Here is a 15,534-nt window from a genome sequence, read left to right on the forward strand (position 1 = left end):
ATGACGGACCTTCAGACCCGACCCGCCGCCCCCGGCGGGCCCGCCCGGCCCGCGGGCCCGGCCGCCCGGCCCGGGCTGCTCCTCGCCCTGGTGCTGAGCGGCCAGTTCATGGCCGTGCTCGACATCTCCATCGTCAACGTGGCCGTGCCCACCATCCGCACCGACCTGCACGCCTCCGGCGCCTCCCTCCAACTCGTCATCGCCGGCTACACCATCGCGTACGCCGTCCTGCTGATCACCGGCGCCCGGCTGGGCGCCCGGTACGGGTACGGGCGGCTGTTCCGGTCCGGCCTGGCCGCCTTCACCGCCGCCTCGCTGGCCTGCGGGCTGGCGCCCGGCACCGGCTGGCTGATCGCGTTCCGGGTGCTCCAGGGGTTCGGCGCCGCACTGATGGTGCCCCAGGTGATGAGCCTGATCCAGCGCTCCTTCACCGGCGCCGCCCGGACCAGGGCGCTGGGCCTGTACTCGGCGGTGCTGGCCGGCGGACTGGCGGCCGGCCAGGTGGCCGGTGGGCTGCTGGTCAGCGCGGACCTGTTCGGGACGGGCTGGCGCCCGGTGTTCCTGGTCAACGTGCCGATCGGGCTGGCCCTGCTGGTCGCCGGGGCCCGGCTGCTGCCCCGGCTGCCCGGGGACCGCACCCGCGGCTTCGACCTGCCCGGTCTGGTGGTGCTGGCGGTGGCCCTGGGCCTGCTGGTGGTGCCGCTGGTGCTCGGGCACGAACTGGGGTGGCCGGCCTGGGGCTGGGCGATGCTGGCCGGGAGCGCACTGATGCTGGCCGTGTTCCGGTCGGTCGAGCGGCGGGTCGCGGCGCGCGGGGGTGAACCGCTGATCTCCGGGCGGGTGCTCGCGGCGCCCGGACTGCTGCCGGCCGCCGGGGCGATCTTCATGATCATGGCGGCCTTCTCCGGCTTCATGTTCGCCTTCGCCCTGCACCAGCAGGCCGGGCTCGGGAACAGTGCCCTGCGGGCCGGACTGCTCTCCGTGCCGGTCTCGGTCGGCTTCGGGGTCTCCAGCCTGCACTGGCAGCGGCTGCCGGCCCGCCTGCACCCCGTGCTGCCGCTCCTCGCCACCGTCGTGGTCGCGCCCGGGTACCTGCTGCTCGGCCTCCTGCTGCGCGGCGGTGACCCGATCGGGGTGCTCGACCTGGCCCTGACCACCGTCCTCGGACTGGCGGCGGGCTGCGCGTACGCCCCGCTCTTCGCCCGGGCGCTCGGCCGGGTGGCGCCGCAGGACGCGGCCGACGCCAGCGGGGTCGTGGTCACCGTCATCCAGCTCGGCCAGGTGGTCGGGGTCGCCCTGCTCGGCACGATCTTCCTCGGCGCCGCGCATCTGCCGGGGCCGCCCCGGCAGTCCGGGCACGCGCTGCTGCTCACCACCGTCGGGATCGCCCTCGCGGTGGCCGGCGCGGGTGCGCTGGCGGCGCGTACCCGGCGGGTGGCGGACGACGGGTAGCGGGCCGGCCCGCGTCCGACGGGGTGTGTCCGGCCTGCCGGCCCCGGGCTCGCCGGTCCGCTCCCGGGGTCGGGATCGGGGCGGTCGCCGGCCCGGCGCCGGCGGGCCCGGCTTATGGATTCGTGGAGCACCCCTTCGACCGTGTAAAGTGGGCGATGTCGCCGAGGGAAACCACAGAAACGTGGGGCCAGCGGTGACATCGCAGGTCAAGGGGCTGTAGCTCAGTTGGTAGAGCGCTTGCATGGCATGCAAGAGGTCCGGGGTTCAATTCCCCGTAGCTCCACAGCAACAAGGGCCGCCTCCCGCACAGGGAGGCGGCCCTTGGCGTTTCCCGGGCCACGACGCACCGCCGCGTCCGGCACCGCCGCGTCCGGCACCCCGCGACCGCAACCGCCGGGCCGCCCCCCGCGTCCGCCGCCCCTCGGGGCGAACCGGCCTACCGGGCGCCGCCCGCCGCCCGCTACCGTCGTGCCCATGGCCGACCTGGCGCGCAAGCGGAACGAAGAGCTGGCCCGGATACTCCACCAGCTCGGCTGGAGCCCGGAACGGCTCTCCCGCGAGGTCAACCTCACCCTCCCGACCGGGCTCGCGATCAGCTCCACCGCGCCCTACAAGTGGCGCGACCGGGGCATGGTGCCGCGCGCCCCGCACGACCAGACCGTGTGCGAGGTGCTCAGCCGCACCCTCGGCATCGCCGTCACCTACGAGCAGCTCTGGGGCCGGATGGGCGGCAACCGGGGCGCCAAGATCCTCTCCCCGGGCCTGCTCACCGACCCGTGGACGGCGGACACCGCGCAGACCGCGCTGCGCGAGGCCGGCGCCCACGGCGGACCCGTCCGCCTCACCGACCTGTTCCGGGGCGACGAACTCGAACAGGCCGCCCGGCACTGGGCCTCGCCCCCACCACCCGTCACCGGCGGCGAGGGCGCCCTGCGGATCGCTCCCGAGCAACTCGTCGACCTCCGGCTGGGCCACGACAGCAAGCAACGGCTGGAGCGGGCCTGCGGCGGAGGGCTGATCCTCGACCCGGCCCGGGCCGAGCTGGCGATGGTCGGCAAACTGCTCGAACTCGGCTCGTACGGCGAGCCGCTCGGACGCGAGCTGTACGCGGCGGCCGCCCGGCTCGCCCGCCAGGTCGGCTGGGCCGCCCACGACATGGGCTACGAGGCCGACGCCCAACGCGCCTTCGTCGCCGCGCTGCGCGCCGCGCACGTCTGCGGGGACCCTCGCCTGGGCGTGAGCGTCGTCGGCTGCCTGGTCGTCCAGGCCACCCACACCTCCGGCGGGCGCGGTCTGGACGCGGTGGCGATGCTCACCGCCGCCCTGCGGGCCGCGGACGGCCGGCTCACCCCCGCCGAACTCGCGCTGCAGCTCGGCCGGATCGCCCGCGCCCACGGCCGCCGGGGCGAGCGGCAGGAGGCCGAGACCGCCGCCGCCCGGGCGTTCCGGGCGCTCGACGGCGTCCCGGGCCACGGGCAGGAACGCGCCGACCTGGACGGCATGGTGGGGGAGGGGCACCTCTTCCTCGGCGAGCACGAGCGGGCCCGCGCCCTGCTGTCCGGCGCGCTGGCGGTGCTGGAGCCGGCGCGGGCCCGGGCCCGCGCCCTGCTGATGGTGCGGCTGGCCGACTCGTACCGGCGGACCGGCGACGGCGAGGACGCCGCCCGGACGGCCGACCGGGCACGGCTGCTGGCCGCCGGCATGCAGTCCGAACGGGTCGCCCGGGCCCTGCGCGACTTCGACGCGGCGAGCAGGGCGGGATGACCGCCGGGCCGCCGACGGGCTTGCGGTACCCTGAGCCCATGCGAACCGTGCGCCTGCTCCTTAGCCGGCCGCGCTGACCAGAGCCGGCCACGCCCCCGGGCGGGTGCCGGAGTCGGCGTGGCGTCCCCTCCTGCGAGGGGCCTTTTTGCTTTCCGGGGCCGTTTCCGGCGGACACGGCCCGAGTTCGCAGCAGCCGAGTCCGGCCGCTGGTTCGCGCACCGACATCGATGGAGCCTGAAGGACCATGAGCGAGACGACACCTGCCTCCGGCCCGGCCGAGGACGCAACCGAGCCCATCCGCGCGGAGTCTGCTTTCAAGTACACCGCCGCGCTGGCCGCCGACATCGAGTCCCGCTGGCAGGACGTCTGGGAGAAGGAGGGGACGTTCAACGCCCCCAACCCGGTCGGCGCGCTGGCCGACCCGGCCGCCGGTGACGTCGCGGCGAAGCCGCACAGCTTCATCATGGACATGTTCCCGTACCCGTCGGGCTCCGGCCTGCACGTCGGCCACCCGCTGGGCTACATCGCCACCGACGTGTTCGCCCGCTACCAGCGGATGACCGGCCACAACGTGCTGCACACCCTGGGCTACGACGCCTTCGGCCTGCCCGCGGAGCAGCACGCGGTCGCCACCGGTGAGCACCCCCGGGTCTCCACCGAGGCGGCGATGGCCAACATGCGCCGTCAGCTGCGCCGACTGGGCCTGGGCCACGACTCGCGCCGCTCGATCGCCACCATCGACCCGGACTACTACCGCTGGACGCAGTGGATCTTCCTGCAGATCTTCAACTCCTGGTACGACGGCGGGGCCGGCCGGGCCCGCCCGATCGCCGAGCTGGTCGCGCAGTTCCAGGACGGCTCGCGGCCGACCCCCGACGGCCGGCCCTGGGCCGAGCTGTCCGGCGCCGAGCGCGAGGAGGTGCTGGGCGAGTACCGGCTGGCGTACTCCAAGGAGGTGCCGGTCAACTGGTGCCCCGGTCTGGGCACCGTGCTGGCCAACGAGGAGGTCACCGCGGACGGCCGCTCCGAGCGCGGCAACTTCCCGGTGTTCAAGTCCAACCTGCGCCAGTGGATGATGCGGATCACCACCTACTCCGACCGCCTGATCGCGGACCTGGACCTGCTGGACTGGCCCGAGGCCATCAAGCAGCAGCAGCGCAACTGGATCGGCCGCTCCGAGGGCGCCCGCGTCGAGTTCGCGGTCGACGGGCAGGGCGCCGGCGGCCCGGCGATCACCGTCTTCACCACCCGTCCCGACACCCTGTTCGGCGCCACCTACATGGTGCTGGCCCCCGAGCACGCCCTGGTCGACTCGATCGTCCCGGCCGCCTGGCCGGCCGGCACCCACGACGACTGGACGGGCGGCGCCGCCACCCCGGCGGAGGCCGTCGCCGCCTACCGCGCGACCGCCGCCGCCAAGTCGGACGTCGAGCGCCAGGTCGACGCCAAGGTCAAGACCGGTGTCTTCACCGGCGCCTACGCCACCAACCCGGTCAGCGGCGAGCCCGTCCCGGTGTTCATCGCCGACTACGTGCTGATGGGCTACGGCACCGGTGCCATCATGGCCGTCCCCGCCCACGACCACCGCGACTTCGCCTTCGCCCGCGCCTTCGCGCTGCCGATGCGCTGCGTCGTCAGGCCCACCGACGGCCGCGACCTGGACCCGCACACCTGGGACGACGCGTTCGACACGTACGACTCCGTCATCGTCAACTCGGCGCATTCCACCGACGACGTGGCCGCCGAGAACGGCATCTCGCTGGACGGCCTGAGCGTCGTCGAGGCCAAGCAGGCCGTCACCGCCTGGCTGGCCGGCCACGGCATCGGCGAGGGCACCGTCAACTACCGCCTGCGCGACTGGCTGTTCAGTCGCCAGCGGTACTGGGGCGAGCCCTTCCCGATCGTCTACGACGAGGACGGCGTGATGCACGCGCTGCCCGACTCGATGCTGCCGGTCGAGGTCCCCGAGGTCGAGGACTACTCGCCGCACACCTACGACCCGTACGACTCCACCTCCTCGCCGAAGACCCCGCTGTCGCGCAACGAGGACTGGGTCAACGTCGAGCTGGACCTGGGCGACGGCGTCAGGACGTACCGCCGCGAGACCAACACCATGCCCAACTGGGCGGGTTCGTGCTGGTACGAGCTGCGCTACATCGACCCCGCGAACAGCGAGAAGGTCGTCGACCCGGCCAACGAGCGGTACTGGCTGGGCGCGACCGCCGAGAAGCCGGCCGGCGGCGCCGACCTGTACGTCGGCGGGGCCGAGCACGCCGTGCTGCACCTGCTGTACGCGCGGTTCTGGCACAAGGTGCTGCACGACCTGGGCCACGTCTCCTCGGTCGAGCCGTTCCACAAGCTGTTCAACCAGGGCATGATCACCGCCGACGTCTACCGCGACGAGCGGGGCTTCCCGGTGCCCGCCGCCGAGGTCGAGGAGCAGGGCGGCGGCTACGTCTGGAACGGCGAGGTGGTCAAGCGCGAGGCCGGCAAGATGGGCAAGTCCCTGAAGAACGCCGTCGCGCCGGACGAGATCGCCGACCAGTACGGCGCCGACACCCTGCGCCTGTACGAGATGTCGATGGGCCCGCTGGACGTCTCCCGCCCCTGGGACGACCGTGCCGTGGTCGGCTCGTACCGCTTCCTGCAGCGGCTGTGGCGCAACATCGCCTCCGAGTCCACCGGCGAGCTGGTCGTCACCGACGAGCCCGCCGACGAGGCGACCCTGCGGGCCCTGCACAAGGCCATCGACGGCATCCGCGGCGACATGGCGGGCCTGCGCTTCAACACGGCCGTCGCCAAGGCCATCGAGCTGAACAACTTCCTGGTCAAGCGCGGTTCCACGCCGCGCGAGGTGGCCGAGCAGATCGTCCTGCTGGTCGCGCCGCTGGCCCCGCACATCGCCGAGGAGCTGTGGCGCAAGCTGGGCCACGCCGAGTCGCTGGCGTACGCCGACTACCCGGTCGCCGACCCGGCGTACGTGGTCGACGAGTCGGTCACCTGCGTCGTCCAGATCAAGGGCAAGGTCAAGGCCCGGCTGGAGGTCTCCCCGGAGATCACCGACGCGGACCTGGAGACGCTGGCGCTGGCCGACCCGGCCGTGGTCGCGGCCGTCGGCGACGCCGCGGTGCGCAAGGTGATCGTGCGGGCGCCGAAGCTGGTGAACATCGTCACCGGCTGACGGATCGTCAGCAGTGGTCGGCCCCGCCGGATGTCCGGCGGGGCCGACTTTTTTTGCGCCCGCTCCAGGGGTTTGTCGTGCGGTTGAGCGGGTGGGGCCCGGCGGTTCTGCCGGGAGACGGTCCGCGCGGGCTCGGTGCGGTTGCCGCATCCGTTGCCCCGAGGCTGTGCCTGCCCTTCCCGGTGCCTGCCCGTTCCCGTTCCCGTTCCCGTTTTCGTTCCCAAGCCCGATTCCGGGCTCTCGCCGGGGACGATCCGCCCCTGACAGTCCCGGTCAGGGCTGGGGGAGAACCCCGATCTGTCCCTGATCTCGGCCGCGGTGCCCGCTTTGCCCCGCCCGAGGCCCGGTGGGACGGTTACCTTGGAAACCTCGGTGACCGCTGCGGGCCGTGGCCCGGCGGCGGGCGGTCCGGTGCGGCCGGGTCGGCGTGCTCGGTTTCGGTGGAAGGTGGCTCGTGATGGACGCGGTCGGAGTGGTGCTGGGCCTGATCCTGCTGATCGGTGTCGGCCTGCTGAGCCTTGCCGTGGTCGGCACGGTCAAGGCGGCCAAGGCGATGGCTGCCAAGGTCGAACGGCACGAGGCGAACGCCAGGCGCGCGGTGGAGAACGTCGCGCTGAAGGCGAAGAAGTACACCAAGCCGGGCGCGCAGGGGCAGATCTCCGCCACCCGCCTCGCCCTGCGGACCTCGCTCGACGGCACCCGCCTGGTGCTGGAGGCCGGCGTCGCCGAGGACGGCCAGCTGGTCGAGTCGCTGCAGCTGCTGGCCCGGCTGGACGTGCACGCCGCCGAACTGGACGGCGAGTTGCGCATCCTGGAGCGTGAGCCCGACGCAGGCCGGATCTCCGCCAAGCTCCCCGAACTGCGTGAGCGCGCCGAGCGGATCACCCACTCCGCGGAGACCATGCGCTGGGCGGCCCAGGACCGTATGCACCGCTTCGCCGAGGATGAACTGACCAGGCTCAGCAAGGAGTGCGAGAGCGAGGCCGGCGCTCTCCGGCACTGGGACGCGGCGCCGCAGGGGCCGGCTCCCGCCGACTCCTCGGGCGGCTCCGGGGCGGGCTCGGCTGCGGCCTCCGGCCCCGGGGCGGCTGCCGGCTCGGGTACCGGTACGCAGCCGCGCCGGGCCGGGCTGACCGCCGGCCCTGGCGGCCCGGGCGCGGAGGAACTGCTCGGCCTGGGCGACCCGCTCTCGCGCCTCGCGCAGCGCCTGCGCAAGCCGTCGACGGGGCCGTCGGCCGGCTGAGTCCCCCGCCGTGACCGACGTCTGCCGCCGTGACCGAGTGGCCGCTCGGGCCTGAGGGGGACAGGCCGATACGGCTCGTTCGAGCACGAATGTCGGACAGTACGGCCAGGGCCGGTACGGCGCTGTCCTCCGAGGCGTACGGGGAGTAACCTCCGGCTCATGCCCGCTGACCTCGCCATCGTCACCGACTCCACGGCCTACCTGCCGCAGGACGCAGTCGACCGCCACGGGATCACCGTGGTGCCGCTGAGCGTCGCGGTCGGTGACGAGGTGCTCGACGAGGGCGTGGAGATCTCGCCCAAGGACGTCGCCGAGGCGCTGCGCGGCAAGCGCCGGGTGACCACCTCCCGTCCCAACCCGGAGACTTTCGCGGCGGCGTACCGGGCGGCCGCCGAGTCCGGCGCCACCGGCGTGGTGTCGCTGCACCTGTCGGCCGAGCTGTCCGGTACCTGCGAGGCGGCCCGGCTGGCCGCCGCCGAGGCGCCGATCCCGGTCCGGGTGGTGGACAGCCGACTGGTCGGGATGGCCCTGGGGTACTGCGTGCTGACGGCCGCCCGGAGCGCCGAGTCCGGACTCAGCCTGGACGAGGTGGCCGCCTCCGCCACCCGGCGAGCCGGTCTGACCAGCGGATTCTTCTACGTCGACACCCTGGAGCACCTCCGCCGGGGCGGCCGGATCGGCGCCGCCCGGGCGCTGCTCGGCTCCGCGCTCGCGGTCAAGCCGCTGCTGCACCTCTCGGGCGGCCGGATCGAGCCCCTGGAGAAGGTCCGCACGGCGTCCAGGGCGATCGCCCGGCTGGAGGAGATCGCCGTCGAGCGGGCGGCCGACCGCGAGGTGGACATCGCCGTGCACCACCTCGCCTCCGCGGACCGGGCCGAGCCGCTCGCCGAGCGGCTGCGCGAACGCGTTCCGGGGCTGCGCGAGCTCTACGTGGGTGAGGTGGGCGCGGTGATCGGCGCACACGTCGGCCCGGGCCTGCTCGCGGTGGTGCTCTCACCCCGCTGAGCGGTCTCCGCGTGACACCTCGGGCCCTGATTCACTCCTGTGGGGGACACCGGATATCCACAGGCCGGGGTTGTCCACAGGATCCGGGCGGTTTTCCCTCGGGCGCCGGTGCGATGCGTACCGTCCTGGGCCATGAGAACCCTGACACCGGGCGCCGCCAGGCGCCGAGAGACCGCCGAGACCGTCCGCGCCCGGCTGGCGCAGCTCCTCGCCGGGCGGCCGCCGGGTGAGCCCCCCGGCGCCGTCGCCTCCACCGGGCCGGTCGGGGCGCCGGCCGACCCTCCCACCCTCGATGACAGTTCGAGCGGCTCCGCTCCCGATGGGGGCCGACCTGACCCCTACGGCCTGGGCGGCGGACCGCACCCCGCCGGGGCCGGGCGTGATCCGGGCCCGCCGGTCGGCGCTCCCGCGGGTGCTCCCGCCGGCGCCCCGCCCGGTGCGTCCGTCGGTGCATCCGTCGGTGCCGCCCGCGGGCGTGGCGCTCGCGGCGGAGCCGGTGCTGCCGCGTTCCCGGCGCCGCACCTGGATCCGCTCTCCCGGGTGCCTCCCGGAGGGGTTCCTCCGCCGGTCCTTCCAGCCTTCCTCCCGCCGGAGCCGGAGCCGGAGCCGGAGCCGGGGCCGGGGCCGGGGCCGGGCGGGCAAGCGCAGGTGCACGCGCCCGGCTCGGGGGTTGCGTCGGCCCCGGCGACAGCCGGGGCTCCGCGCCCACCGCTTCGCCTGACACTGCGTCCGGCCTTCGGATTCGACCGGCGGGCGGTGCTCGGCCTGGCCGTCCTGCTCGCGCTGGCCGTCGCATACGCGGTGCAGCACTTCTGGTTCGGCCGACCCGAGGCCGTGCAGATCCCGGCGGCGTCGCCGACCGTCAGAGCCGGTCCCGAGCTGCCCGCCGGCCCGGCCCGGCCCGGGCAGTCCGCAGAGCCCGCCCAGTCCGGCCAGCCTGCCGGAACGGCCGGTCAGCCGGGGTCGCCCGGCGGCGGCGGCGTAGTGGTGGTGGTGGACATCGCCGGGAAGGTCCAGACCCCGGGGGTCCGGGCCCTGCCGGGCGGCTCCCGGGTGGCCGACGCCCTGCGCGCGGCCGGCGGCGCGCTGCCCGACACCGACACCAGCGCGCTCAACCTGGCCCGGGTCCTGACGGACGGTGAGCAGATCCTGGTCGGCGGTCCACCCCCGCCGCCGGGTGCCGGTCCCACCACCAGAAGCCCGGTCAGCCTCAACCGTGCCACGACGGAGCAACTCGACGCACTGCCAGGCGTCGGCCCGACGCTCGCCCAACGCATCGTCGCCTACCGGGAGGCGCACGGCGGATTCCGCTCGCTGGACCAGCTCCGCCAGGTGAGCGGCATCGGCGACCGGACGTACGCCGAACTGAAACCGCTACTCGTCCTCTGACAAGCCTGCCCACCCTCCGACCCACCCCGCCCGGGGCTTTGCTCCCGGCACACCCGACCCGGTCCGGCAACGAGGAGGTGAACCCCCGTCGATCCCGCCATCCGTGCCGGCGGCGCCCGCACCGCCCACCTCGGGGCCGGCCTCGGTGATCCCGGCTCCGGCACCGGCCCCGCCGCTCCCGCTCCCACTCCGGCTCGCGCCACCTCCGCTCCCGGTACCGACCTTCCGCACGGTGTCCCCGAGGGATCGTCCGTCCTGGCCCCCGCGGCGGACCTCCGGCTGCTGCTCCCGGCCCTCTCGGCCTGGGGCGCCGCGGCGGCGGTGCTCCGGCTTGGCCCCGGCCAGCGCCCGGGTGCTGTCGTCGCCGCATGCTTCGCCGCGGTCCTCGCCACCGTCCTCCTGCTCGTCCGCCGCAGCGGTCACGGTCGGGCGACCGTGACCCTGGCCGGCATCCTCCTCACCGCCGCCGCGGCGACCGCCACCACCCTGCTGCACACCGCCGACCTCCACCGGGGTCCCCTCCCCGCACTCGCCCGCCCCGAGGCTGCCGGAGCCCCGCCCCCCGCCACTCCTGGAGCCGCCACTCCCGGAACCATCTCTCCCGGAGCCGCCACTCCCGGAGCCGCCACCGCGACACCCGTAGGTGCGTCCGAACTGAGAGTCGAGCTCACGATCGCGGGCGATCCCAAGTCCCGTACTTCGCGGGCGCGGGGAACGGCGCCGGGGCAGTCCCTGCTGACCGTCGAGGCCGTGGCCGATCAGGTGGCTGTCCCGGACGCGGCGGGCCTGGTCACCGTCACCCGGGGCAGGACCCCCGTTCTCGTCATGGTGCGCGCCCAGGACGCGGACCCCTGGCAGGTCCTGCTGCCGTCGACCCGGGTGGCCGCCGACGTCCGGGTCCTGCCGGCGGGCGAGGGGTTCCGCGACAGTGCGGCCGTCCTGCTGGTCCACGGCCCGCCCCGGCCGATCGAAGGGCCGAGCCTTGCCCAGCGCATCGCCGGCCGGCTCCGGGCCGGCCTCCGGTCCGCCTGCGACGGCCTTCCCGCCGACGCCCGTGGCCTGCTCCCCGGCCTTGTGGTGGGGGACACCTCCCGCCTCCCGGACGACCTCAAGGAGGACTTCCGGGCCACCGACCTGACCCACCTGACGGCGGTCAGCGGGGCGAATCTCGCGATCCTGCTGGCGGTGCTGCTCGGCGCGCCCGGCCGGGCGGGCACGCCCGAACGCCGCGGGCTCGCCGCGCTGCTCGGGCTCTCCCTGCGCAAGACCGCGCTGCTGGGAACCGCCGTGACACTCGCCTTCGTCACCGTCTGCCGCCCTGACCCGAGCGTTCTCCGAGCGGCTGCCACCGGCCTGATCGGGCTGCTCGCCCTGGCCTCGGGTCGCCCCCGGCACGCGCTGCCGGCGCTCTCCGGTGCGGTGCTCGTCCTCGTCCTGCTCGACCCCGACCTCGCCCGCTCCTACGGCTTCCTGCTCTCGGTGCTCGCCACCACCGGCCTGCTGGTACTGGGCCCCCGGTGGGCGGCGGCCCTGCGCGCCCGGGGCTGGCCGGGACCGCTGGCTACGGGCGTCGCGGCCGCCACGGCCGCGCAGGCCCTGTGCGCCCCCGTCACGGTGCTACTGGCACCACGGGTCAGCCTCGTCGCGGTGCCCTGCAACCTTCTGGCCGAGCTGGCCGTCGCGCCGGCCACCCTGCTCGGCTTCGCCGTCCTCGCGCTCGAACCCCTCGCACCCCCGGTGGCACGGCTGCTCGCCGGCCTGGCCGGGGTCCCGGCCGGGTGGCTGGCCACGGTCGCCCGGGTGGGCGCGTCCCTCCCCGGCGCCCAGCTCGCCTGGCCCGGCGGACTGTTCGGCGCGGGCGCCCTCGTGGTGGCCTCCGCGGCCGCGTGCTGGGCGGCGCCGCTCCTCTTGCCACCACGTACCGCCCCGGACGCCACGGCCGGGCCACGGGCCGTCCGCTCACGACGCCTCCGGATGCTGTCGGCCGCCGTCCTCGCCGTCACCCTGCTGCTCGTTCTGCTGCGCCCGCCGGTTCTCACCCGGATCGCCACGGGCTGGCCGCCCGACGGCTGGCGACTCGCCATGTGCGACGTCGGCCAGGGCGACATGCTGGTGCTGCCGGTCCTCCCGGACGACCGAGCAGGCGCCGTGCCTGACGGGGCCGTGCCCGACAGCGCGGTGGTCGTCGACGCCGGACCGGACCCGCACGCAGCCGACGCCTGTCTGCGGAGCCTCGGCATCACCCGCGTCGCGCTCCTGCTGCTGACCCACTTCCACGCGGACCACGTCGAGGGCATGCCCGGCGTGCTGCGCGGACGCCAGGTGGGTGCCGTCGAGACGACCGTCCTGGACGAGCCGGCGGCCGAGGCCGCCAGGGTGCGGGGCTGGGCTGCAGCGGCGGGCGTGCCGCTGCTGCGGGCCGCGGCCGGGGAGCGCCGTACGGCCGGGCCCGGGCTTTCCTGGGAGGTGCTCTGGCCGTCCGGGCCGTCCGGGCCGTTCGGGCCGTCCGGCCCCGAGGCGCCGGGGGCCAACAACGCCAGCGTCGCGCTGCTGGCCACCCTCGGGCACGCCGACGGGTCGGCCGGGGAGCTGCGCGTCGCCCTCCTGGGTGACCTGGAACCACCGGCGCAGGCGGCCCTGCTCGCCGGCCGCAGGATCGGCCGGGTGGACGTCCTCAAGGTGGCCCACCACGGCTCCGCGCATCAGGACCGGAACCTCGCCGCGGCCCTGCGGCCCCGGCTGGCACTGATCTCCTGCGGTCGGGACAATCCCTACGGCCACCCCGCGGCCCGCACCGTCGACCGGCTTCGGGGGCTCGGCGCGACCGTGCTGCGCACCGACCTGTCCGGCGACGTCGCGGTCCTCGGTGACACCTCCGCCACCCTCGGCGCGGTCACCCGTCCCCACGACCGGGCGGAGGGCGCCCGCCGATGAGGACCTACCGCGCCGCCCCCTGGCCGCACCCCGCGGCTGTACCCCGGCGTCACCCCTGGCAACGCCCTGACCGCCGTCGCGCCTCCGGATCCGCCCTTGCGTTCCTTCGCTCCCCCGAGCGCCGCCGGTCCGCTCAGCCTTCCTCGCGCCAGCCCTCGTACTCGATCGCGAGGGCGTCGAGCTCGGCCAGCAGGCCGGTCGTCCACCCGCTCTCCGGCGGCTCCACGACGACCAGCCACTGCGCGTCCTCGGCGTCGTCCTCACCGGCCAGGGCGTCCCGGACGACGTCGAGGTCCCCGAACGGGGGCCGACGGGCAGCCAGGTTCTCCGCCGCCTCGTCGGCGGCGTCACGGTCGGGCAGCACGAGCAGCTGGCGGGTGTGGAGGTCGATGTCGTTGTCGTTCACGCCCCCATTCTCCAGATCCCGACCCGAGCCCCTGCACCCCGGCCGTCGCTTCTGCTGCTCCGGTCCGTCCTGTCCCGTCCGTCCAGTCACGCCTGCCCTGTCCCGCAGGTCCGGCCGACCCCGCTCGCTGACCTCTCTCGCTGCTTCCTCTCACTGCTCCCGCCCCACCCACCGCTCCCGCCCCACCCACCGCTCCCGCCGGGATTGTCCGGGCCCCGTGGGATGCTGGTACGCGATGGCCAGGAAGAGTGCACCCGACGATCTGCTCGCCCCGCTCACCCTCGTGGTCGGCCAGGAGGAGCTGCTGCTCGACCGCGCGGTCGCCCAGGTGGTGACGGCGGCCAAGGCGGCCGACCCCGACACCGACGTACGCGACCTGGCACCGGGCAGCCTCCAGCCCGGCAGCCTGGCCGAGCTCACCACGCCCTCGCTGTTCGCCGAGCGCAAGGTCATCGTGGTCCGCGCGGCCCAGGACCTCTCCGCCGACTCCGTGAAGGAGGTCAAGGCGTACATCGAGAACCCGGCCGAGGAAGTGATCATTGTCCTGGTGCACGCGGGCGGGGTGAAGGGCAAGGGCCTGCTGGACGCCGGGCGCAAGGCGGGCGGACGCGAGGTCACCTGCCCGAAACTGACCAAGGCCGGCGACCGGCTGGCTTTCGTCCGCGGTGAGTTCCGCACCCTCGGCCGCTCCGCGAGCCAGGAGGCCTGCCAGGCTCTGCTGGACGCACTCGGCAGCGATCTGCGTGAGCTCGCTGCCGCCTGCAGCCAGCTGACCGCCGATGTCGAGGGCACCATCGACGAGACGGTGGTGGCCCGTTACTACAGCGGCCGGGCCGAGGCGACCGGCTTCGAGGTGGCCGACCTCGCCGTCACCGGCCGGGCCGCCGAGGCACTGGAGCGACTGCGCTGGGCCTTGGCGGTCGGGCAGCCGCCCACCGGTATCACCTACGCCCTGGCCTCCGGCGTCCGCAGCATCGGCCGCCTCGCCACCACCGGCCGGAACATGCGCCCGGCCGACCTCGCCCGTGAGTTGGGCATGCCGCCGTGGAAGGTCGACCGGGTCCGCCAGCAGATGCGCGGCTGGACGGGCGACGCCGTCGCCACCGCTCTGACCGCCATCGCCCAGGCCGACGCGGCGGTCAAGGGCGGATCGGACGACCCGGCGTACGCGCTGGAGCGCGCGGTGGTCGCGGTCGCCAAGGCGGCCCGCTCCGGCGCCCGCTCCTACTGACCCACCGGGCCCGGCGCACCACCGCCCGGGGCCGATGTCTTCGTACCGGTACGTCTCGGCCGGTAGGTCCGGGCCGGGAGCTCCAAGCCGGGCGACGTCTCCCGGGCGGTCAGCGGCCGCCGATCGCCTTCAGCAGGTCCCGGCTGTCGGCGAGCAGCGCCTGGCGGATCGTCTCCTGCTCGGGCACGCTGGTCTTGCCCTCCTGGTAGCTTCCCGACCAGGACAGGTAGTACGTCATACCGCCTTCGCGCAGCAGCAGTTCGTGCGTGATGCTGTGCCAGCTCTTGTCCGTGGCGCTGGGTTCGTCCCGGTAGGCGGTGTAGGCCGAGTCGCCGAAGCCGGGCACGTCGGTGATCCGGTACCCGTCCTGCCGGCGGCCGGCCTTCTCGGCGTCGAACTCGGGGCTCACGTTGACCGCCTTGTGCAGGCCGACCTGCGCGTACAGCGAGGCGTATTCGGTGTCACCGGCGCTGCCGCCGACCGATCCCTGCTGCAGGGAGAGCACGCAGTTCATCGAGTCGAGCGCGGGCGCCCGGTCGGTGCGGTGGTTAGGGGTGTCGTCCGGCTTGCGGTAGATCTGGTTGAACTTGACCAACTTGGCCTTGGCGCAGAGGTCGTCGACGGCGTGGTAGCCGCGCAGACCGAGGGGCGACCCCGGGGTGGTGACCATCCCGGGCACGGTGAGGACGACGGCCGTCCACACGACGGAGACCAGCACGGCCCCCACGAAGGCCCAGCCCGCGTTCCGTCGCAGGCTCCCCCGGCGGTTGTCGGACGCCGGCGGCGCCGGCTGCGGCGCCGGGTGGCCGTATCCGGGCGCGGCGGTCTGCTGCGCCGGCAAACCTCCGTAGCCGGTGCCGGCTTGCGGTGGCGTCGTCATGGAATCCCCCTGAGATGTCCAGCGTCCTCGGCATCGTCGATGCCGGTTC

General features: G+C 74.8%; 10 protein-coding genes and 1 tRNA gene. 9 read left to right on the forward strand and 2 right to left on the reverse strand.

Going from position 1 to position 15,534, the window contains the following annotated elements; genetic code table 11:
* The 8 genes from OG689_RS27470 (at position 1) to OG689_RS27505 (ending at position 12,968) form a co-directional block, all read left to right on the forward strand.
* Positions 1-1,452, forward strand: coding sequence for an MFS transporter (locus OG689_RS27470; RefSeq protein WP_266323528.1), 1,452 nt, complete (start codon positions 1-3; stop codon positions 1,450-1,452).
* A gap of 210 nt (positions 1,453-1,662) precedes the next feature.
* Positions 1,663-1,735 (forward strand) — tRNA-Ala (locus OG689_RS27475).
* Positions 1,736-1,926: 191 nt separating this feature from the next.
* Positions 1,927-3,216 (forward strand): hypothetical protein, encoded by a 1,290-nt coding sequence (locus OG689_RS27480; RefSeq protein WP_266323529.1) that lies wholly within the window; start codon positions 1,927-1,929, stop codon positions 3,214-3,216.
* A 244-nt stretch (positions 3,217-3,460) separates the two neighbouring features.
* Positions 3,461-6,397 carry a leucine--tRNA ligase gene (gene leuS / locus OG689_RS27485; RefSeq protein WP_266323530.1) on the forward strand — a complete coding sequence of 979 codons (2,937 nt, stop codon included), beginning with the start codon at positions 3,461-3,463 and terminating at the stop codon, positions 6,395-6,397.
* Positions 6,398-6,854: 457 nt separating this feature from the next.
* Entirely contained in the window at positions 6,855-7,640 is a 786-nt protein-coding gene (locus tag OG689_RS27490) for a hypothetical protein (RefSeq protein WP_266323531.1), read from the forward strand.
* A 159-nt stretch (positions 7,641-7,799) separates the two neighbouring features.
* A complete protein-coding gene (locus OG689_RS27495) occupies positions 7,800-8,645 on the forward strand; it encodes a DegV family protein (RefSeq protein ID WP_266323532.1) in 846 nt (281 codons plus the stop codon).
* Between the two features lie 756 nt (positions 8,646-9,401).
* The gene (locus tag OG689_RS27500) at positions 9,402-10,034 is read left to right on the forward strand and encodes a ComEA family DNA-binding protein (RefSeq protein ID WP_266323533.1); all 633 of its coding nucleotides are present in this window, start codon (positions 9,402-9,404) and stop codon (positions 10,032-10,034) included.
* A gap of 321 nt (positions 10,035-10,355) precedes the next feature.
* Complete coding sequence (locus OG689_RS27505; protein ID WP_266323534.1) at positions 10,356-12,968, forward strand: ComEC/Rec2 family competence protein; 2,613 nt, start codon at positions 10,356-10,358, stop codon at positions 12,966-12,968.
* Positions 12,969-13,101: 133 nt separating this feature from the next.
* On the opposite strand, the gene OG689_RS27510 is transcribed toward OG689_RS27505, so the two are convergent.
* Positions 13,102-13,374, reverse strand: coding sequence for a hypothetical protein (locus OG689_RS27510; protein WP_266323535.1), 273 nt, complete (start codon positions 13,372-13,374; stop codon positions 13,102-13,104).
* A gap of 235 nt (positions 13,375-13,609) precedes the next feature.
* Here OG689_RS27510 and holA point away from each other — a divergent pair, with 235 nt between their 5' ends.
* A complete protein-coding gene (gene holA, locus OG689_RS27515) occupies positions 13,610-14,605 on the forward strand; it encodes a DNA polymerase III subunit delta (RefSeq protein WP_266323537.1) in 996 nt (331 codons plus the stop codon).
* A gap of 109 nt (positions 14,606-14,714) precedes the next feature.
* On the opposite strand, the gene OG689_RS27520 is transcribed toward holA, so the two are convergent.
* On the reverse strand, positions 14,715-15,485 hold the full coding sequence (locus OG689_RS27520) for a hypothetical protein (RefSeq protein ID WP_266323538.1): 771 nt from the start codon (positions 15,483-15,485) through the stop codon (positions 14,715-14,717).
* Positions 15,486-15,534: the final 49 nt, after the last annotated feature.

Source organism: Kitasatospora sp. NBC_00240, from assembly GCF_026342405.1.
Classification (GTDB): domain Bacteria; phylum Actinomycetota; class Actinomycetes; order Streptomycetales; family Streptomycetaceae; genus Kitasatospora.